This is a genomic window from Paenibacillus paeoniae, from assembly GCF_003388735.1.
GTDB lineage: Bacteria > Bacillota > Bacilli > Paenibacillales > Paenibacillaceae > Pristimantibacillus > Pristimantibacillus paeoniae.
Map to the genome: position 1 here is coordinate 2,506,251 of NZ_QUBQ01000001.1, position 22,026 is coordinate 2,528,276.

At 46.9% G+C, this 22,026-nt stretch carries 15 protein-coding genes; 3 read left to right on the forward strand and 12 right to left on the reverse strand.

Annotated features, from left to right (window positions below; all coding sequences use genetic code 11):
- Positions 1–17 precede the first annotated feature (17 nt).
- Genes DX130_RS11665 through DX130_RS11700 form a run of 8 tightly spaced genes read right to left on the reverse strand, consistent with a single transcriptional unit; the run spans position 18 to position 14,482 of the window.
- Positions 18–737 carry an SDR family NAD(P)-dependent oxidoreductase gene (locus DX130_RS11665; RefSeq protein ID WP_116045348.1) on the reverse strand — a complete coding sequence of 240 codons (720 nt, stop codon included), beginning with the start codon at positions 735–737 and terminating at the stop codon, positions 18–20.
- A gap of 20 nt (positions 738–757) precedes the next feature.
- Entirely contained in the window at positions 758–3,640 is a 2,883-nt protein-coding gene (locus DX130_RS11670) for a GAP1-N2 domain-containing protein (RefSeq protein ID WP_116045349.1), read from the reverse strand.
- Entirely contained in the window at positions 3,640–4,899 is a 1,260-nt protein-coding gene (locus DX130_RS11675; RefSeq protein WP_116045350.1) for a TRAFAC clade GTPase domain-containing protein, read from the reverse strand. Before DX130_RS11675 ends, DX130_RS11670 begins: the two co-directional genes overlap by 1 nt.
- 38 nt (positions 4,900–4,937) lie before the next feature.
- Positions 4,938–5,579 carry a beta-mannanase gene (locus tag DX130_RS11680; RefSeq protein ID WP_116045352.1) on the reverse strand — a complete coding sequence of 214 codons (642 nt, stop codon included), beginning with the start codon at positions 5,577–5,579 and terminating at the stop codon, positions 4,938–4,940.
- Positions 5,580–5,601: 22 nt separating this feature from the next.
- Positions 5,602–6,861 carry a vWA domain-containing protein gene (locus DX130_RS11685; protein WP_116045354.1) on the reverse strand — a complete coding sequence of 420 codons (1,260 nt, stop codon included), beginning with the start codon at positions 6,859–6,861 and terminating at the stop codon, positions 5,602–5,604.
- Between the two features lie 49 nt (positions 6,862–6,910).
- A complete protein-coding gene (locus DX130_RS11690) occupies positions 6,911–9,274 on the reverse strand; it encodes a transcription initiation factor TFIID (protein WP_240644406.1) in 2,364 nt (787 codons plus the stop codon).
- 11 nt (positions 9,275–9,285) lie between these two features.
- Positions 9,286–12,675, reverse strand: coding sequence for a tubulin-like doman-containing protein (locus DX130_RS11695; protein ID WP_116045359.1), 3,390 nt, complete (start codon positions 12,673–12,675; stop codon positions 9,286–9,288).
- Positions 12,676–12,694: 19 nt separating this feature from the next.
- On the reverse strand, positions 12,695–14,482 hold the full coding sequence (locus tag DX130_RS11700) for a vWA domain-containing protein (protein WP_116045361.1): 1,788 nt from the start codon (positions 14,480–14,482) through the stop codon (positions 12,695–12,697).
- 156 nt (positions 14,483–14,638) lie between these two features.
- On the opposite strand from DX130_RS11700, the gene DX130_RS26450 reads away from it, so the two are divergent.
- From DX130_RS26450 to DX130_RS11710, 3 genes are all read left to right on the forward strand, one after another.
- A complete protein-coding gene (locus DX130_RS26450; protein ID WP_165861234.1) occupies positions 14,639–14,791 on the forward strand; it encodes a hypothetical protein in 153 nt (50 codons plus the stop codon).
- 113 nt (positions 14,792–14,904) lie between these two features.
- Positions 14,905–15,717: a hypothetical protein gene (locus DX130_RS11705; protein ID WP_133297916.1), complete on the forward strand. Its 813-nt coding sequence runs from the start codon at positions 14,905–14,907 to the stop codon at positions 15,715–15,717.
- Between the two features lie 378 nt (positions 15,718–16,095).
- Entirely contained in the window at positions 16,096–16,203 is a 108-nt protein-coding gene (locus tag DX130_RS11710; protein ID WP_276310885.1) for a DUF1963 domain-containing protein, read from the forward strand.
- Between the two features lie 603 nt (positions 16,204–16,806).
- Here the strand turns inward: DX130_RS11710 and DX130_RS11715 are convergent.
- Genes DX130_RS11715 through DX130_RS11730 form a run of 4 tightly spaced genes read right to left on the reverse strand, consistent with a single transcriptional unit; the run spans position 16,807 to position 22,004 of the window.
- Positions 16,807–18,816, reverse strand: a complete 2,010-nt coding sequence (locus DX130_RS11715) for an ABC transporter permease (protein ID WP_116045366.1) — start codon at positions 18,814–18,816, stop codon at positions 16,807–16,809.
- The gene (locus tag DX130_RS11720) at positions 18,797–20,032 is read right to left on the reverse strand and encodes an ABC transporter permease (RefSeq protein WP_116045368.1); all 1,236 of its coding nucleotides are present in this window, start codon (positions 20,030–20,032) and stop codon (positions 18,797–18,799) included. The genes DX130_RS11715 and DX130_RS11720 overlap by 20 nt, the downstream gene beginning before the upstream one ends.
- 11 nt (positions 20,033–20,043) lie before the next feature.
- Positions 20,044–20,889, reverse strand: coding sequence for an ABC transporter ATP-binding protein (locus tag DX130_RS11725; protein WP_240644482.1), 846 nt, complete (start codon positions 20,887–20,889; stop codon positions 20,044–20,046).
- A 53-nt stretch (positions 20,890–20,942) separates the two neighbouring features.
- The gene (locus tag DX130_RS11730) at positions 20,943–22,004 is read right to left on the reverse strand and encodes a beta-glucanase/beta-glucan synthetase (protein WP_116045372.1); all 1,062 of its coding nucleotides are present in this window, start codon (positions 22,002–22,004) and stop codon (positions 20,943–20,945) included.
- Positions 22,005–22,026: the final 22 nt, after the last annotated feature.

Sequence of the window (22,026 nt, forward strand, 5' to 3'; positions counted from 1 at the left end):
TGTTGGGATCCTATCCATTAAGCATTCGTATCCATCATGGCGGGGATATGAATTTCTTTCACTACGGATGCTTTTGATAGGCTGATAACACACTTGACAAGTGCAATGATATCTTGGACTGGAATCCGCGTGCCATTGTACTCGGAGATAGCCCTATCAGCCCCTTCCTCATACGGGATTTCGGCTGCCAGTTCACCAGGGTTGATGCAAGTTACCGCGATTCGATCTTTCCGCACATGCTCTCTCAAAGCATTCGTAATGCCTCGCAATCCGAATTTGGAAGCGACAAAGGACACCTGATTATTGTTGGTGTGATCCAATCCCGCTGTAGATCCTATAAAAATGATCTTCCCCGCTTCAGACCTGCGAACATGGGGAAGCAATGCCTGAACGCATGTAATCGTAGCCGTCATATTCACTTGCATGATGCCGGCAATATCTAGAGGATCATCATGATCAAAGTTATAATGCTCTTCGAAACCTTCCTTCTCCCATATGCCAACATTATAGATAAGGACATCAATCGTCTCTTGTTCCAGTCTATCCCTTATGCTTTTGGCAGCTTGCTGTTGCGACAGATCAGCCTCAATCCAAATCCGCTGAATACCGTCAACCAAATCCAGGCTGTCTGGCCTGCTTCTAGACACGACCCATACCCGGTCTCCAGACTCCGGAAGACCTTTGACAAAAGCATCGCCTAAACCTTTGCTCGCCCCAAATATAATATAATTTTTCATATGATCTCCTTTATTAACTTCTAGCGGTCCTTCACAACCAACGCCACTTCAGAGTCATCGAACCAGATGAGAGTATTAGCCGGAATATCAACTTGCTTTCCTAATGAGACAGCGACATGATAAGAATACTCTTCATCAGTTGCAGAATCTGCCGCCCCCTCCAGCGTACCTCCTCCTTCGGAGGAAACCTCTGAATCAGGATTGGATGTCGAAGTCGATGCATTCGATGGATCTATTGTATCCGGTAAAGATGAAGGGATGTTGGTACAAGATGGAATTCGCTCTAAATCGGAATACGTAACGGCATCTTCAAAGGGAACTTGAATCTTCAAGGACTGCGGTGCAAATTGAGTGCATGCCGCGGAATCCTTAAACAAGAACTTTACCCATGTTGTCGCCGGTCGCCCCTCTGCGGCTGCTGCCTGCTCAATATAAATTTTCGTATCCAGCTTGTCCACCAGATCTGGTTCAAGCGTAACATCGGGAGTCGGTGTCGATGACACCTCGGGCAGCTCTGCCTTTTCTGGATCGTTACTTCCTTTGCCTCCCGTCGATAGCAGAATTCCAGATATAATCAGAACAAATCCAAGTCCAACGATAGAGAGAATCAGCGTTCCCTTCCGATTGCGGCGAAACAAACGTGCAAGTGGCGAAGACACCTCAAGCTGCGCTTGTTTGAATATGGTATTCAGTTTGTCTCCGCACTGATCGAAGTAGTCCTTCCAGTTGCTGCGTGACTTCAGAGCTGCCGGATCATATTCCTTGAAATAACGTATGATAGCTGTCTTATAAGCAGCTACAAAACCTCTTCCTCCAAGGAAATGCGGGATCGTCTCCGTCCATAGGAAAAACCGATAGATGGTCTCCTTTTGTGCACAATGCTCATGCAAATAATCGATCAATCCATCGTAATCGACCATATCGAAATGGGAGCCGCGCAGGAAGGCTGTGACAAGCTCCGGAAAGTCTGTTTCCTTCAACCCTTCTGCCAACAAGCTGCGCCCGATTCCTTGCACCCGATTCAGCTCCTGGGCAGACAAGCTATCCCATACGTCCTCGTTCGCATCTCTTAAAATCAACCATTGAAAGAGCACATGAATGATTCGCGCTGTAGTGGATTGATTAGAATCGCTAAGCTCATGATTCCACCGTTGCATCTTTCGTGTGTCGCTTAGAAACTTGGCTTGCATGAGCTCCTCTCGGGTCAGCCTCTCAGGTTCAAGCTTTTTCAGCACCGTCTGATAGATATCCTGCACAAGCTCTCTTCCAAGCCTTTGCGCTCCAATCCCTGCTCGTTCATGCTCCGACCCTGCTGTTAGCTGATTGACTTGCTCGAATACCGCATTGACCGCTCCCAGCGAGTACCGTTCTCTGGACAGCTTCTCTTGCACAAGTTCCAAAACGATTGCGTACAGTCGATCATATTCGTAAACTTTGGGATATGCCTCTGCCCACACTGCAATCGTAGGAATAATATTACGGAGCGGAACTGATTTTAATTTGGTTTGCAAGTATGGGAAAAACAGACTTTCTGCAAATCGGGGACCTGCAATAATTTTATGAAAAAAAGCTTCCCCGAGAACAGCATCGCGTTCAACTCTATCATAGAGAGAAGCCGTGGCATCCTGATCTCCGCTTTTATTGGCGTTGGAAATGGCATAGATTAAATAGCCGACGAGCTTATTTTCGATAAGCTTGCCAACCAATCTGTAATATTCGATGAAGATTGATAGAATTGCTTCTTCAGGAACCGCGCCTTGACTCACCTTATCGTATTCAAGATCGAATCGCGATAATAGCAGATCGCTTAGCTCAACCTTCGTATCCAGTGCGTCCGGCGTAGTCAAATACTGCAGAGCGCCCTTTAATACCATCATTTGATGCTGCTCCAGTAATGCTTCATTGCCTTCAATGGCTTCATGCATCACCCATAATTCATGATAGCTGGCGGCAGCAAGCGCTCTGCCTGTGTCCATATTCTTCAGCATAACGTCCGCGAACCGGAAAAACCGCTCCAGCGCCTCGCGATCGTCCAGATGGGACCATGCCGCATTCAAGTACGGCTGATCCAGTCCATCCAGATCAACGTTCATAATTCGCCCGTTCGGCAAATCAAATACAAACTCCTTCTCAATCTCCCGGTCACCCGGACGGAGACTGCCAGACTCTACAAAAGTGAGATGGATGCCTTTGCGGCTTATCGGCTCCTTCGAATAGGTCAAAAATCCGAGAGTTTTGCGATAGCCATAAGGCAAGCAGCTATAGAGTACAGCAAGCAGTTGCTTGGCTCGATCAGCTAGCTGCCCGATCGGTACGGAAAGCGCAATATACACTTTCTTCTTGCTCCCTAGAGACACCATGACCGCATGCAGCAGCGCCTTGAAATCCCGCTCTTCCATCCCTAGCTCAGACAGAAGCTGACTTACGGATAGCTTGGGGGCTGCTGGGGCGGAAAGGGGAAGTCTGGAAAGCTCGTTCAGCTCCGTTGCGTTATCCAGTGAATAGCTCTCCTCGAAGGAAGCAGACAGCCAGCTTCTGTAATCCTGCTCCGGATCAGCCTTATAGCCGGTTGGAATCACATAATGATGGGTGAAAAAGGTGCTTCTCAGCCCCGTAAAGTCAGCCTCACGAAACACACTTCTGCCAATGACGGTCTCGCCTTGCTCCAGATGCAGCAGATGCATCGCTTCGGGATATGCGTCGCTGTTCTTTTCACCGGTTGCGGTCAGCTCTGCGGGAGAGTCGTATACGCACAAGGGATGCAGTGTTTTTTTCACAAAAGAAGGGTCTAAGCCACCTGACTTCGCGATCGTGTCATACCCCTCTGTCGTGCGGAATATGCCGCGCCGCTCCCGGGTGTACATTTGCTGCTGAATCGATAAGCGGGGCGTTTGATCTGTCACTATTCTCTTCTCCCCTCAATATAATTCAGCTTGTACAGGAGCCAAATAAACGGCTCGTCGACCCGAATCGGGCTTACGACGGTCTGCAGCTTCTGGTCGACCGGATTGCTGCCAAGCGCAGATACGGCGTAGTAGGCCGTTTCTTTGAAATATACATCCATCGTTCCCTTGAACGGACGGTCAACCTTCTCGATAAAGCGGCGAATCTCGCCATCGATATTTTCGAATTCGGTCAGGTTAAAATAGTTGCGATGAACCATATTGTTGAAGATGTTGCTATTCGTCTTAATATATTCGCCGTCCTCATCCTTGAGGGAATGAAGCATATCGCTTTTGGTCAATACAACGGCTGTCGGAATATCCGTCTTGCCATTATCCTGATATGCAATAAAGTCGCCGAACATCGTCAGAACCACATCACGCGGCTCATCGTACTGGGATACCCATTCACCTGGCTTATCGCCGTGCTTGATGCGAATTTTTTCCCGAATGGAGCGGATCTGCAGCGGATCGACCATAAATAGGATGCCGGCTGAATTTTTAATATGCTGACCGTGCAAACCGAGATAATCCTGCTCTACCATGCCCTCACCAGCTACATCGAAGAAAACAAGCGTGAGCGGCGGCTTCTCATCATCCTTGAATACAAACTGAAATATAAACGGCTCCTGCATCTTTTCCTTCTGGGTGGACGCAAGCAGATCGCCCCGCTCGAACAGGGGCTCTTCGTAATTCGTACGGAATTTGCGGCTAATCTCCGCATTCAGCGGCATGCACGCCGCATTGAAATGATCGGCCGTCGTATGCTGCAACGTATGAATAAGCGCCGTCATATAGACGGATTTCCCGACCTGTGAGGCGCCAATAATGGATATAATGTTGCTCGGCACCTTGCCTGCCGTTACCGGCAGCTCATTATGGCACTTGGGGCAGAGCCTTCTGCGCGTCAATTCTCCATACCGGTCATGGAGACCGATCAGGACATGATCAGAATAGACCTGGGATTCGGCAGGCACGTCCACAGGATGAATAACTGCTTCGATATCGTAGACGGAGTCCAAGCCGAAGCGCTCCCGATATTTGTTCAGCTCTTCATCCTCGCCCAGCGCATAGTCCTCGTCATCTTCACGGAAGTGGGTTGCACGGAATACAACCTGGTCCGGAGAAAACTTGCTGAAGCAAAAAGGACAGACAATATCATAAAATAACGGCTTCGGCTTGCTTTCTGACTTTTTCTTAAATAGATCCAATAGACCCATGACGGTTCCCTCCTAAACAGCTTTCCTACAAAGCTTCCTTATGTTGTCGCTATCAGCTCGTACAATTGTCCATGCCTTCGGACATCGGCCAGAAACAGCCGGATACGATCCCCTTTGTCGACTTCGATAGAGGGCAATACGTTCCTTCCCGCTGAGAACGCCGCAACAAACGGGTACATGAGTCCGTCTTCGCGATTGGCGGGAAACCCGCCTTGCTTCTTCACATAGCAGAGGACATCACTGTCCAGAGCTACCTCCGTCCTCACTTGGATCTGAATGCTCTTGTTCTTGCGGAACAAACCGGTTTTCTCCGAAACGGAATAATAAATCTTCGCCCTGTTAGCGCTCAATTCAATCCGATTCTCTCTATCCTGCTGCTCCAGCAGAGCAGCCCCCTCATCTCGCTCTATTAGAATATAGATCGTAAACCGGTACATTCGAGCACGATCCAGCCTGCATATATAGCCATTGTTAGCCTTATATTCTGATTTGGTATACAACCGGAGACTTCCAGTTTCCTCTTCTTCCCATACAATCCCATCATCCATCAGCCGCTGGCTGATATAGACCGCCTCTACGCCTGCCGGCCATATCCAGCGTAGTGTACAGCGGTCTTCCTCGATCATTTTTGCAAGTCCCGTGATGAGGGGCGAGCCTTCTTCTGCGACGATATACTGCAATGTTCTCATCCCCTCGAATTATTTAAAACCCGCTGCTGCGGCTATTTCGGCTTCTGCCGCTTCCCTCTCTTGGGTTTGCCGCCGCTCTATCCCGGCCTCGGCGAGCATTCGTCTTCTCTCCGATCGGAATGACGAGCGTGAACAAGGCAATGACCGCGGCAAGCGCAAGCAGCGCCAGAAGTCGGAACAAACCATCCGTAAAACCTTCCCCAGACAGACCGGCATTCAGAATTAAACCTGCCGCCAGCCCGCCAACAACTCCGCCTGCTCCGAAGCTAAGCGCGAGGAAACGATTGTCGAACATGATACCTAGCGCGATACCCAGCGCCAAACCGATTAGCACAAGCGACAACAAGCGAATGCCTTTGTAGATCGTCGGCTCCTCTGACGCATTAGGATTAATCGAAAGCAGCGAACGATTATCGATCGTCAAGTAGATCGACCGGAATGCCGTAGACAGCCCGTCTGATTGCTCTACATCATAATAGGTGCCTCCAGTGGATTCCGCCATGTCTCTGAGGAGCAGCGTTCCCTGGTCGTAGCCAATCTTGAGGCCAACCGTATGAAGCGCAATACCTTTGCTTTTCAATTGGTCCATTTGTTCCGTTATGTTGGAATCGCTGAAGCCATCGGACATGAAGATCACCATCGTTCCACGATCGGCTTGAATGACCCGCAGCGCCTCCGTCAGCGCACTGTGGAAATTCGTCCCGTCTTCCGTCGGCTCAATCCCATCGATCACATCATAGACGGCCGTTTTCTGCGAGTTGGCTCCGACATTCACCATCGGCTGAATCAACTCTGCCGTGTTTGCAAATGAGACGATCGCCACCCGCTTGTCCTTATCCATCTCGGCAATTAAACCTTTGGCAGCCTTATAGCGGTCGTTATTGGGATCGGTTTCCTTCATGCTGCCTGAATTATCGATGACCAGTACGATATCCCGTATCTTCTTCGTACCACCAAATTCAAGGCCGTACACAAACTGAAGCGCTCCGCCGACTGCGAATAACAGCACAAGAGTAGCCGGTACAAGCAGCTTCCATGACAAATCAGTGTAACGCTGCCTCCAGGAATGCCCGTTCAAGCTTGGCGACATCAGCTCCGCAATAAGGCAGAATAAACCGACACTTAACGCCAGAATACCAAAATACAGGCCGATTACGACATAGCTAGGCCATGTCTCAGGCAGTACCCGAAGCACAATCTCGCCAATTGCAAAACCAACCGCCGCACCGATCAAGCTGAACAGCAAAAGCAGCATATTTATTTTTCGTTGCATACGGACAGCACCCTCTCACCTTAGCAATACAACTATATTTCTTACCCGGTTAATGAAGATCAGGCAGCTCGGATTCATCAGTGGAATGAAATTTATAACCGTCCTGCACATACGCGTCATAAAACGCCTTCGCATTCCGGTAATACATCATGTCCTCCATATGGAAACCGCCCATCAAATGAAGCTTCTCTACACCACTGCTTCGATTCTCATGCAGACATCCAAGCTTATGGATACGCGACGACTCATCCAAGCCGAAGGCATAGCGGATGAACTCGCTGCTCCGATCACCGAAGATATACTTCTCCTCATAGCGATGCTTGTGCGTGTAATCGAACAGCCGGATATGGATGGCCGCATTCTCCTCCAGCATCCGGTATAGTTGTTGGAACAGCTCCTCCTTGGGCAAGGCTTGCCGGTTCGTATAGGAGACCGATACGTTGGCGCGATGCAGCAATTCCTCCTCGAACGATAGGACAAACCGGCTGGTCGTCAGAATATCCCTTCGGCAGACAACGATAAGCCGTTCGATGAACACCGACTCCTCTTGCTCCAGCAGATCCCCCACATTGCCGATGTACCTCTCTTCGAACAAGATAGACGCACCGCGCTTCTCCTCCAGCTCGTGAAGCGCATCAGCAGTAACCCGCTCGTAATAATCAAATACATTTTGCCCGATATAATCGTCGCCAAGCGAGATACTCTGCTTTGCTTTCGTCTTGAGCTGTGCCCGAAGATCGTGCAGGCGCTCAATCCGAACCCTGTACCATTGGTTCAATTGTTCCAACTCCGCGGCATAACGCCGATAGATGACAAGCTCTGTCTCCAGCTTCAGCCTCTCGTAGCGCAAACCGTATACCTGATCCAAAAACGTATGGATAAGGGACCGCACATTGCGTTTGTCCATGAACGGCACTCGCTGAAACTTCAAGTCTTCTACCCGACTGTCGTAGAGCTGCACAAGCTCCTCTTGTATATCTTCAATCGCTCGGGATAGCTCGCGGATCTTCTCTTGCACCGAACCAATAACTTCTCCTCTGCCATGACTCTCGTCCGTCCATTTATATAAATGATAGAAAGAGATTCGAGGCTCCTCTGACATGCTGCGAGAGAGTGTGCGCTTTATCGCTCCGGCTACATCCATTCCATCCAGCTGTTGCTTGGCAGTCTGTACAAAATGTTGATTAAAGAAAGCCTCGCAGCTGCTGCCGTATAACGCATGCTCCGCTTGGGACAAGGTCATGCCGCGCAGTTCGTCGTAGCGTACGCCGCTAGTAATAAGACCTTTCATATCCGCTAACCGGTCAGGCTGCGGAACCCTCTCTTTGCTTCGAGCCGACAGCGTATGGGCATCCACTCCGAAAAATCGCAGTTTATCCGCCGCGCTCAGCTCCGCCCCGGATTGCAGACGTACGATTACCTGATCGAACAGATGGTACAGCACTGTCAGCGCGATCGCATAAGACGGCCGGTGCACCTTCGCCAGGCCAGCCGAGACTAGCCCCAGTCTGCCGGATTCTGCCATGAGGCTATGCTTGAAGGAAGTATTATTGTAGCTTTCGCCGTTGAATTGCAAATTCATTTCACGCTGACTCCGATTTTTGAGCAGCAGGATGCGGCATATGATCTCATAGTTTTGTTCCATACCGTTATAGGGAGACATCCCTTTTTCATTCCGGTCCGATAGCAGGTAGACCAAGTCGAAGAGCGGCGCCGACTGATGCTCGACAGGGATCGTCAGGCCATCGCCTGCCTGCAGAAGCGGCGCGCGATAGGAAAATGCCGAGCTCTGGAATCGCTCAATCTCGCGAAGGAAGCTGATGCCTGTAGCAGCGGCATAACCGTATGAATCGGACTGCTCCCGCTCCTGAAGAAGAACGAACAAATCCATCTGAACAGACTTGAACAATGTTCCGAAGATCGATTGCGCTAGCAGCGTAATATCCGGCACCAAAACGTTCATGGGATCGTCAGCCCGTGTAATGACCGCCAAGTGCAGACGGTCGAACGAAGCGTACATGCGCCCGTAATCGCCAATTGTGTCATTCATTTGACGCAAGGTGCGGTTCAGCAAACCCAGTCCATCCGCAGCTTGGTGAAAGCCACTTCCGATTCGGGCCCGAATCAACCGCTTATCCTCTCCTTGCGGTGCAAGTCCCGACAGCGGGATGGTAAAGAGATTCGCAACTGTTGCCTCGCGGGCACTTGATCCGCTGGATACGTGACCGTACACCACGCCGGCATGATTGGCCCATCTCAGCGTGTTGGACTTCATCATCGGTTCTATGGCTTGCTCTGTCTCATCCCCAATAAATAGAAACACGGTCGGGAAATGAATGCTGCTCTGATCGTCTTCCGTCCCTTTCAAGCTTTGCTCGGCTGCCGAATAGTCGGCTGCGAATTGCTCTACCATTTCCCTCATCCTTACTTCAGCTTTCTGCGAATATCATGTAGTTTGGAAGCCATTCCTTTATAGAACTGATGCAGTTCCTCGCCGTTCGCCAGCTCAATCTTCTCGTATTCCAGACGCTCGCGGGCGTCCAGGTATACGTTGAACAGCTCATCCAGCTTGGCCACCAGCGCAGATGTATCTTCATTAGACGTTAGCTCGTTCACCCGGCGTCCCGCTTTGCGCAGCAAGGTCGCGAGGTTCTTCTCATCCAGACTGCGGAAATGCTCGAACACTTCGTATTCGATATAATTGCTGCCCTTCATCAGATTGGCGAACGGTGCCCACGCTTCTTCCTCGGCATCGCGATCGTATACATACAAAGCGCCGCGCTTGCAGATCGTATCGGTATACAGCGCATCAATAAATTGCTGCAGCCACTTGTCTTCGCTCTCCTGCTGAAGCAGCACTTCATCCAGCTTCTGGACAGCGGACACGATTGATTCCATCTTCGCCAGTTCCTCGCGCACACGGCGCAGCTGCAATGGCGAGCGGATCAAATTCTCTTGAGCCAGCTCTTCCGAGTAGCTGCCGAATATATCCTTGGTGGATTCCAACTCCAAGCCGCCAGCCAGCAGCCGCTTCAGCTCCTGAGAAGCTCGCTTCACTTCGCCCATATTCGGCTTTGCGCTATCCAGTTGCATCGCATAGGCGTTCAGTACGTCCGATACTTGGAACGGCTTCGTAAATCGAACGCTGTACCGGTTGCTAAGCGGGTTATCGATGCCTTTTTCCACGATGATGCCGAAGCTAACAGCCTTGGCAAACTCCTCGCGAATTCTGGCGTTGTAGTCCTGTACACGACGATTGATATACGTCTCGCCCCATGACTTCTCCGGGATCGGCGAAGGCAGATAGGTCCAATTGTCCTTGTCGCTCTGCACAAGATGGCGTCCGATGCCTTCTTTGTCCAGAATCGTGCGCTCGTAGCTTTCCTCATATACCTTAAGCGGGGTATAGACGAACAATGGCACGCCGTTGCGCGTATTCAGCCAGAAGATCCGGTTACGCACTTCGCTTTCCTTAATCGTGAAGTGAGATTTGCCAATCGAGCTGTTCTGATAATTGCGGATGCCCCGCAAAATGCTTGGGGCCTGAACAGGTACGGAGACGAAGCCCCATGAAGGAACATGCAAATTACCCGAGCTGTTGCTCAGATGGAAGACCGGAATGGCTTCTTCGTCCAGCTTGCTGGCGATATGACGCTCCACAAATTTCTCGATCGCTTCATCGTCGCCATACTTCATAACGAGGAACTCTTCCATCGATTTTGTAATCAAATCGCCGAACTTATCGGTCAAAAAGTCCGAAATAGAGCCGACGATATCAATATCCTGCTCCTTCACCCACTGATTCGAATGCTCCAGCAGCTCACGGGTAAAGTCACGGATCAGATCGTCTCCGTCCTTGCTTTCCATCACACGGCCGATAACATTGGAGATATCCGGCACGCTAACGATGTTCCAATAGTAGGTTTTGTTGCCTTTATGATCGCCGTGCTCGTCACCGCTTGTCAGAATCTCGCCGTTTTTGGCAAAAATCGTATTCAGCACATTTAATATTTCGGTATATACATTATAAATCCGGTTGTTTTCAGCGTTTAGTAGCTCATGCAGATCCTCATAGAATTCGATGAGCTGCTCCATCCGCTCGATATCTGCGCGGAGCCAATACTCATTGATTTTTGCTTCTATATAATTGTTTTTCTTCTTGTCCTTGGATACGAATGCACTCTTCGCGTCGCCCATCCGCTCGTCCGCCTGCTCACGCGCCGATTCGATCTCCCGCGGCAGCCTCTGCAGATTCTCACGCAACGATTCAATATAAGACAGCAGCATCTTCAGCAAGCAGAACCCTTTATCGGTAAAGAGCAAACGCGACACGTAGAATGGTCCTTGCTCCGGATGGAGGAAGATACGACGAATTTGCTCATTGAAGTTGCTCACAACCTCGCCGGGCAGCTGCTTCTTCGCTTTAATATATTCCTCCCGCGCTCTTGCCAGGAAGTTCTGCTCCAGCTCCGTATCCATATTGACGGCTTGCATCTTGATGACATTGTTATAGTTCAGTCGTTCACTATGCTCGAAGCCCGGCAGCGGCTCAGGCACGCGGGAATCGAAGTTTCTCATCATTGAATCCAGATCAATGCCGAGCTTATGTACGAACTTCTCGACATCTTCCTGAGAAGGCGCCTTGCGGAACATGCCCTCCATCTTCTGAAACAGGCGGTACGCGAGGTAAGTGGTCATCTCCTCAATCGGCAATACTGCCGAGGAAGCCCCGATAATGTTGTAATCGTAATTCGCCGGATAAATCTTGTTCATCTGCGCAATATTCGTCCGGATGTTGCTGATATAATCATGAATCGCGAATTCCTCGCCAGATTGCTTCTCTTCGCTAGAGATAAAGTTGGTGATATTCTCCGCTGTCACGTTCATGCAATAATCATAAGCATTGTCGAGCAGCTTGCCTTCCGTATTCGTCGCCGAGATTAGATGACATAGATTAAACGGCGGCAACGGGGAATTAACGGATAAAATATTGCCGTACTGCTGCTTGAAGCGCTCGCCTCTGGCATCGACATTCATCCAGTAGTCCAATTCCTTCAGAGCGGCATAGCCGTTCTTCTTAATATATTCCCGCGTATGGTCGCTCAGGCTCTTGTTCGCCAGATTAATATCCGGCGTGAACAAATAGCCTAGCGTATTGACACGGTCTACGCCCGCCGAGCCATGGTCACGCTCAATAATCCCTCTCACAATATAAGAGATATCGAGGAAGGTGCCGCTGCCCGTACCGCCAGACAAACCTGTCAGCAGAAAGACCATCAGCTTTTTGTTCGTGCCGACAGAGAGTGTCTTGATCTTCTTATCGATGCTCTGTACGACTTGATTGATCTTGGTGAACAGCAGCAGGCGGCCAGCCTGGCGCACGCCTGCCGCGCCATTCATGCCATCTGTAATGCTGAGTTCCGGAGACAGCCAATCTGTAATGTATGGCTCCAATATGCTGCGATTCTGCAGCAGTCCGCCTACCTCGGCATTGGACAACAGCACGAACTCGTTGATCGGATCGAGACCGATGCCTTTATATTTTTTGTTGCGGTCCTGTTCATTGGTCTCGAATGCAAGAAACTCCACATTGTCCGGCTTGTCGCGCTTGCGCTTGGAAATCGGGTCCTCAGGAAGCTTGAAGCGCCGGTTAATCTGATATTTTAGACGCAGCAGAGCATCGATGCCCGTGCCGCCAAGACCGATAATGAGAATTGGGTTGTCGATTGTATCTACTCTTATCTTCTCGCTGACGATCCCTCCGCCGAGCGAAACGTCGAGTTGCTGAATATGTTCTCTTACGATTGGTTTCATAGTGATCCTCCTCGATTGATTATACGAGATATTCGATATAGATCGTTTTATCCACTTGTGTCAACGAAACAGTAATGCGGTCGCCGCTCTGAAGCTCCAGCTGACGCCCGTCTCCTACTGCCCGGCCTGACTTCTCCACTCGGCATAAGGAACTGTTCAGCAGCATAACCCGATCCTTATTCGCCGGTTTGAACACTATCTTCTCTGTCTCCTTCAGCTCTGGAGCCAGCTGAAGCAATTGATGCAATTGGAATTTGCCTTTGAAATGGCTCAATCGCTTGTATTGCGGCGAGGATTTGTCCCCTGTATTCTCATCGCGAATTTCAATGATCATCTGTCCTACAAATCCGCGGCTGCGCTCCTTCATCATCCTCCAGATCCAGTATGCCGCCCCAAGCAGCACAAGGAATGCGATCGCTGCGATGACCACCGTCCATATCGGGAAGGGCTTATCATTCGCCTCTTCCACCGGATTAGCCGTTCCTCCGGAACCGCCAGCTGAAGCTGTAATCTTAATCGGAGCACTCTCCCGGAAGAAGCTCTGCTCCTCAGCCCTGACGATAATCTCATAGTCCCGGGACTCCGGTATCTTGTATTCGCCGGCAAAATGATCGCCATCCAGCTTCATGGCTATTTCTTCCGTATTGCCGGTCGTTAATTCTTTGACGAACATAACCGCGTTCATGTTGCGGTATTGCTCCGCATCGCTCAATCGTTGACCCTTGCTGGCCAAAAAGGCGTTAAGCTTAACCTTGTCACCCTTGGAATAAGAAGTTGTCGCGAGTGGCTCAAGCTCCAGCGTCAAATCATAATTGAAAATCAGGTTGATATCGATCTTATCCTGATTTACGCCTTTAACCTTCAACGTCCAATCCCCTTGAACCGGCTTGATCAGCTTAAGTAAAGTGTAGCTCTTGGACGTAGCCAGCACAACTTTGTCCGACGGAATCGCAACGGCATTGCCCGATGGATCAACAAGCTTCGCCTCCACCGACTTGGAAGACATGATGGAAATATTCGCCTCAAGCACATTGCTGTTCGGTACGGTGATCTTCACATCCTGGAAGTTCCCGTTCGCGGTGAACGAGTTGACCGGGACAATATTCAGCTCCAGATGGCTGGCGAAGATTTCACTAAGAATCTGCGGCAGATCATCCGCGGTATCGGTTGCGAATGACTTGCCGCCTGTTGCCTTCGACAACTCCTCCAGCGCAGCTTTGTTCAGCTTCCCGTCCGCATTCAAGCCGATCGTGTAGATCGGAATGCCATTGTCTTTCGCGTTGCGCACCGCTTGCTCTCTCTCTTCGTTCGACTGCGCTTCGGTACGGCCGGACTTCGGATCAAGCTCATCGTTCCCGTCAGCAAGCAGAATGATAATCGGCTCGCGCTTGGCGCTGGAGGACTCTCCGTCCTTCAAGATCTGGACCGCTTCCTTGAGACCGACGGATACATCCGTATAGGAGCCGCGATTCAGTTGGTCGATAAATGACTTTAAATTTTGTTTGTCCTCAGGAGAGCGGATCTCAAGCAGCGCCTTCTCGCGCTGAATCTTATCCGTATACGCCACGACTCCGACGCGATCGCCCTTCTCGGACAGCATATCGATGAACATCTTCATCGCTTCGTTGCCGATCTTCTCCTTGTCGCTGCTGTCCATTGAATAGCTCACATCAAGCACCAGTACCGCGTCAATCGGTCCAGCCCCGCCAGCAGCCGCTGTCGCGCTCGGCAAACTTAATCCGAGCAGAAGCGAAAGAAGCAGCGTAAATAAAATTGTATATTGAAATCCTTTTTTTAGTAGATTCATGATAGTCCTCCTTGACCCTATTGCCGAATAAGTTGTCTCTATTAGTTCAAAAGTCATCGTTAGTCACGACCGCCACTATGATGCTATACTAAAAACAAGTATAACTGAAGGACATCCATAAATCACTTTTTTTGTCATATGCGGGAGGCGCTCTATATGGTTACATACGTAGTTACTATACTATTGGTTGTATTTGCAGGTATAAAAGTATTTCACTATCGTTATCAAATGAAACAAGCCCCTTCGCCGAAGCAGCTAAGCAGGCTTGTGTTGTCCACACTAAAACGCGGGCAGAGTGATCACGAATGATGAAAAAAATAGCGGTAACTCTAAGGCCCTATAATCGTGTACCCTTTGCCTATCAAAAGCTCAAAATATGTCGCAACTGCCGTCATTTCACCGTTCTGGGCGAACGGGATTGTATGTCCTGCGGGAAGGCAAGCGCCTTGCAGTCTGTCGAAAAGAAAGCGGCCGGAATCGTGCGGAGAGACCACTGGCTCACCGGACTAGTATGGCTGCTGCTCTCACTGATCGGCCTGCTATTCAGCTCTTCTTCTCTGCAAACCGTGTTGGTGATTGCAGCTGGAGCGGCGGTAGCCGCTCTATTATGGACGCTGCAGAAGAGGCTCACCCCTGCACTTAGACGCATGCAACTGCAAAAAATGTTTCAGCAATACAGATATGAGCTTGCTTCCGGACTCGCCATCGACCATCAAGCGGCCATTCGCGTATTCCAGGAAGGCGACAAGCCGCGCACCTATGAAATGCTGCGGGAGATCGGATCGCTGGTGCACAACGATCAACTCAAGCTGGAACAAATCATGCTGCTGCAAACCTTTCAATTGCGCAAGGATATGGATCTGATGATCGAGCCCCTGCTGATGGACAGCTTCAATACCGATCTGGTCTCCTATATTGGCGAGATTGCCAAGATTAGGCGCGATCTGATCAAGGAGAACACATTCCGGTACGTGCTGCTGCATGAGATGCGCATTCTGAGCATGCCAAGCGGCGAAGCCATACTGGCAGCAGTCGCCGGAGCGGCCGTGCGCAAGGACCGATATATGACGATGTACCCGTATTTGCTGACCCGGTACGCGCGTTTTCTTCCAAAGGACCGATTCCTGCGACTATTCAAATACGCCAAATCCGCGAGATCGGGACCGCTATACGATGAGGTTATGCGTATTTACGAAGAAAAGTATAAATGGGAACCGGATTTTCAAAATACTTAATGGGTCGCTTCCTCTCATTATTTATTCAGCATAGCGCAAGAGGGCTTGATCGAAACCTAGCTGCGGTCGCAATTCAGGCTAGACTTAAGTCTAGCTCTAGCGGAAATAATTGCTAGATGTAAAAAAGCTTCTGGACTCCGATTAAACAAGCTTTCGTTCATCCCTTATGATGGTTAGCCTAAGGAAGGGATGCTCTATTTCGTCCTAGGCTTGGATAAGCCCGCATACAACATTAAGCACCGGTATTACTGTGGCGGGGGCCTTATCTGTATTGGAGAAAAGTGAACCGCCGGCTGGGCGGGATGAGATTTCGGGCAGGCGTTATACCGTTAGATGCTTATCTTTGCCCCAACGGAATGGAGGTTCTCACACGACGACATGGGAATGCACTGGAGGGATGCCGGCTATAGCGAGTTTCTGATCGACAAGGAAGATCTGAAGCGGATTGACTTCAGCCGGACATACGTCAATTTGACAAAAAGGTAAGAGCGCTCATTACGCCGGAAAGATGTCCTGAATATGGAGCTGTCCCAAGAGCAAATTTGCGATTTTCTATGATTGCTTTGGACAGGATTTCAAGTAATGAAGAAGCCTTCAAAACCCTCTTTAGTGGTGGTTTTGAAGGCTTTTACGTTCAATGTCTGGAATTCGTTTATCCGGTGACACCCTTTTGGAACAGCCGCGTAGATTACATCGTCACTCTTGTCAGTTAACGGAGACCAACTGCAGCCCATCTGATCGGATATCGCTACGGTTATGCGGGGTTATTGTGATTACCGGCTCCCGATGTTCGATAGTCGCAGCACTTCAATGACGAAGCCAGGTCGTTCCTTGACATAATCTTCATCTGCTTATCCAGAAGTTCCGTCTCGCAAACTGCGTCAGCTGTTATCGGCATTGTCCGTTCGGACATGACCCAGCATTCATGCCGTTCAGAAACGCCATTAGATAGCAGTCGCTCGGCTTAATGGTCCGGTGATTTGAGACAGATAGAAGACGTCATAATCGTACACTTCCTTAAATAAACTAAACTAATATCTCATAAATCCAACTTCCACATTTAACAGAGTTGTATTACGAAGCGAGTTCCTAAGCCCAATCCAGCCGATATTGTTTAAGATCGTCTTTACTCACGTAGAAGATTGATTGCTCATCAAAATAAAATTCGAGTACGGGCACATCCGTAATTCTTCGAAATGTCGAATCACTTACATTCATAGCATAGATTTTTTGCTTATCCTTACGGTTTAAAAAAATAATTTCGTTATTAGTCAATATAAAGTATTGTGTAACCAAATCAGGGATGACTTCCTCTATATCCGTCCTTGTATCATACTTGACCACTTGTGACTTCTCATCAATGTAGTAGATCGTTTGGCCGTCGAATGCGAGATGTCTTAGTACCGAGAATCGAATAATGACGCTCATCTTCCCTGTGGATTGATGGACTCGGCGAATCTCGTCATGTCCTACTAAATAAATGTTTTCTTCATCTAGAAAAAAGCCGCTTACACTATGAAAGAATGCCATCTCTTTGTTATTACTTTTGAATAAATTAATTGAAGTCTTTACCGTGTTTAAGTTCTTTTCGAAAACAATTTTTTCGTCAAAGGTGTCCGTATTTACTTCGATAATCGAGAGGCGGTTCATTTGCTCACGAATTTCCGACTTATCCGAGTTATACTTCATATAGTAGACATATGATCCGTTCCCGAAAACCGTCTTTTCCACTCTCGTCAAAGAAGTCATAGGGTTTCGGACAAAGTGTTGTTTGTCTCCTGTTTGTTTAACCTCAAACACAATCCGAGTTTCATTCCCTTCGGATTCTTCCACATAAAAATGATAGTATTCATTTTCATATGATTGTCTAAAGGAATAGTTGTAAATATTACTTTCTCCAGCTCTAGTATTCGGAGTGCAAGCGGAAAGAAAGAATACACAAATAACGAGCATCAAATGTAACGGCCTTAGCCTAAATCTTGGTCTTATTTCGCACCATTTATTTGTACTCCTGATTAAAATAGCGAGGGACATACCGATACAAAGGCAGAGCGTGATAACAAACAGATAAAGCCATAACATGGTTGAGACTTCCTTAAACACAAATATCATTTGACCATTAACCATGTTGCGGACATATTCATTTCCTCTAAAATAACCTGACGAAACCATAAAACCGAGGGGGCCCGGCAAAAAATATTTCGATGACTCCAAACGGAATCCATAATAAGGGAGAAGAATGAGTGCAGTACAGGTAAATAGAGTAAATGCATATTTTTTAAATAGGACGGATACAAACATGATCAAAATCGCAAGACATAAGCTCCCAAAAAGCTTACAGGCAGTTAACCACAAAAAGGTTTCTAACAAAGTGCTGCTCTTTGTTGACGTTGCAAAATAGGATAGGCTTTGCAGCGGATAGTTTCCATTCTCCAACCCGTATTTAAGCCAATAGAATCCAAATTTTAATCCAGCATGGAGTAAACAGAGCATAACAACGGTTATACAAATCAAGCCAATTTTATAAAGAGCCTGATTTCTGCCTCCCTTTTTTACGGTAAGGTTCAGGGAGTTCATCTTGCTTTCAAACTCGAAACAAAACACTGGGGTAACAAGGACCAGCAACAATAATATATACAAAAAATCCAAATTGTCATTTGATATCAAACCGTCCCAGCCATTGGTATACAAAAAGTATCGCTGCTCCGGTTCTTCTCGAATATATATAAATTGATCATAAATAATCTTATAGCCTTTTTCATATTGCAAAATTTCCTCGAGTGGAGTTGAAATCAAAATATATTCCGATTCATTAATATTTCCATCGTAAAAATCATCACTCGCTTCTTTTAGTTTGACTTTAGTTTCGGAAATTTTTGCAGATTCATTCGCAAAGAAATGTTCCGATTCCTCAGAATATGCGCCTTTTACTTGATTGAGGTAAAAAGCATACTGCGAAGCATTCAATTCAATATCCAGGTTCGCAGGTTTATCAAATAGGATCATAGACGAAAGGCTGAAGATAAAAAACAGACCAATATAGACCAAACCCTTTTGGTATAAGTGCATTTTTTTCATTTCACAGATCCATAATGGCATGCCTTTTTACCCCCTTACGCAAAGTATTCTTCTTTACGAACACGGTAATGCCAAGTGTAAGTAGCAATCCCCACACCACCGCCAGCAATATTGCAGCCATATAGTGAAGCATTGGATATCCAAATGAATCAACAAACTCCGTTTTACGAAACAATTCCCGATTTACAATAAGTACAAACGGATTAATAATTTTTTGCAACGTACGTCCGGACCCCATATACACTTCATTCATAAATATTAAGCTAATCATAATGGATAGGCTGATAATAAAAGGGACTAAAGCATTTTTAAAAAAACAGGATACAACTAAGAACAGCAAGCTAAGCACAAATATCCCAAATGTTTTAATTAGGCCGGATATAATCGCATATTGACTTAAGCTAACACCGATCGAGGAATTCACAAAATCCTCAAGCGCGTACAACGGGGTAGAAGCAGACTCAAAAGATCCGAATAGTAAGGAAAATGCAACAAAGTCAACGGTCCAGAACCAAGAACAGAGCATGCAGACAAATATAGCAGAGGCCATGAGTTTGGCAAAAATCGTCTTATTATTTCCAGATTTCGTTGTTAACAGCAACATTTCCATATCTGTTTCTTTTTCGGATATAAATACATGCATTAAGCTGTATAAACAAATCAATAACACCAAAAACGCAGAAAAATCGTACTGAACATAGTAATGATACATTTCCTTATAAGAGAAAATAGATATCGATCTTTCTTGAAATAGCTCTTTAATAACAGCATTCTTCTTGTATTCAAAGGTATTGCCAATCGATTCAAAGAAATCCATATTTCTCTCTGCCGCGGATACGACTTGATTAGCATACATTTTATACTCGTAAGCATATTTCATAGGATTCACATAATTCCACATGAAAAAGTTGCGATCCATATATATGTTCCCACCGGTATAGGAATCCGGGTTATGGTCTGAACTTGCGGTACGATCGGCTGTTTGATATTCAAGCGGGCGATAAATGGCCATCAACTTCTCGATTTTTTCGTTTGTAATCGCGCCTCCGAATTCCTCATATAGATTCCAATAAAGCCCCTTCCAAGCCGGGCTGGTATTGCTGCCCGAAAACAAAGAATTCGTATTCTGAATGCTGTGTATTTTAGCTATGCTCAATAAGGAGAAGAGCAGCACAGCCACAATGATTGACGGTTTAAGAAAGTGTTTTTGAAATTCAAAAACAATTAGCTTAATCACTGTTCTCCTCCTCAGAAATAATACAAAAATACATCTTCTAAGTTCGCTTGTACATTAACAGCGTGCGCATCAGGTTTTTCTTCATGAATGACTCTTATATGAATCTTGTCATGATCCCGCATCATATTGCTTATTTTAAACTGCTGTAACGTTTCAACCATTTTTTCATTTGTGGCGGTGACCATCCACACCTTATCTTTCAAACCGTCAATGAGAACTTGGGGCGAACCCTGTTTCATGAGCCTGCCTTCTTTTAGCAATAAGACCTGGTTAGCAATATATTCAATATCCGAAACAATATGTGTGGCTAATAATACGATACGATTTTCAGAAAATTGGGCTATTAAATTACGAAAACGGATTCGTTCTTGCGGATCAAGTCCGGCTGTCGGTTCATCCAAAATAAGGATGCTCGGATCATTGAGCATTGCTTGTACAATGCCGACGCGCTGGCGCATTCCTCCCGATAGCGCACCAATCTTTTTGTTGCATGCATCGCTCAAATTTACGATTTCCAATAATTCTTTCGCCCTTTTTTCGCCTTGCTTTTTGGGTATATCCTTAAGGACGCACATATATCTTAAAAAATCTATCACTTCAAAGTTTTTATAGAATTGCGGGTATTGGGGCAAGTAACCAATGTGGGATAAAAAATGATTTCCCATACTCTTGGTATCCTTTTCATTTATATAGACATGTCCATAATCGCTTTTCAAAATGCCTACAAAGATATTAATTAATGTTGTTTTCCCCGCGCCGTTCGCCCCCAAAAGTCCACAAACGCCGTTCTCTAGTTTTGCAGAAAAGTCTTTTAATGCATACTTCCCTTTATATTGCTTTGAAATATTGTTAAACATTACTTTCACAATCAGCTTCCTCTCTCTTCGTGAAGTTTATCAAATGATTCCTATCATTTATAAAGCAAGAGAGAGGGTGTTTTGCTCAACAGGATAGCATCATTCGGAAAATCGTCCGCATTCATTGGGACAGAAACAACATAAAACGTACTGAAATCCTCCAGGTTATCTAGTTTAATTTCTGCTTTGACTACAGACACGTTTCCTTCAGCTATTGCGGTTTCAAAGGAAGAACTATCACTACTGGTCAATGCATTATGGTTTATATAGAACGTATTTTTGTACCGGACACCAGGATGGCCGAACATTTTAAATGCTACATGGAGAACACCATTTTTATTCACCTGAAAATATTGATTTCTTACTTCATTCTCAACATGCAGCTCGGTAAATATTCTTTTCCCTATAGCAGCCATATCCAGCCCCTTTGAGGAACTATACTTCTCCAATAACTCTTTCGTGACCGGCTCTGTAGATAGTTCTGCCTTACTTATAACTTCCTGTGATACGATCGATGTAAAATCGGTTTCCTCTACATCTTGGTTAAAGACCAACGATATTCCAGATTCTAAGGTCTCATGGTAACCGCCATACGAGCTTGTTTCTTTCATATCCGGTCTAAAGCCTGGATTGTAAATACTTGATACGCTTACGTGCAATGTCTCTCCTTTTTTTCCCGCTACAGGAGTAAACACAAATGTAAAAGGCATTTCTTTATCATCCTCTATTAATTCAAAGATATGCATATATTCATAGGGAGCGTCGGTTGTATTTATTTTGTAAGGCTGCGGGATTCCGTCAACAAAAATAAAGAAACCAACGTTCTTTGCTTTTCCTGAAGCAGTGACGGAATAATCGACGCTTAATTCGCCGCCGTTGTACTGTAAAGGCAGTGCCTGTCCTTTTTCATTGAAATTAAGATTTTCAAAACTATGGCTCATGGTGCCCATTACTACTGTATTCTTTTCATCTGTATTAAATGGATTATGATCAGTATCTGTTGTAATTTCGGTAGAATCATCTACATTAATAGAATGATTCGTAACGGAGCAGCCTGCCGCCAATGCAACTACGATTATAAACGCAAGTAATTTATGAACCCAAAATTTCCCCACACTGCTATCCCCTTTTTTTAAA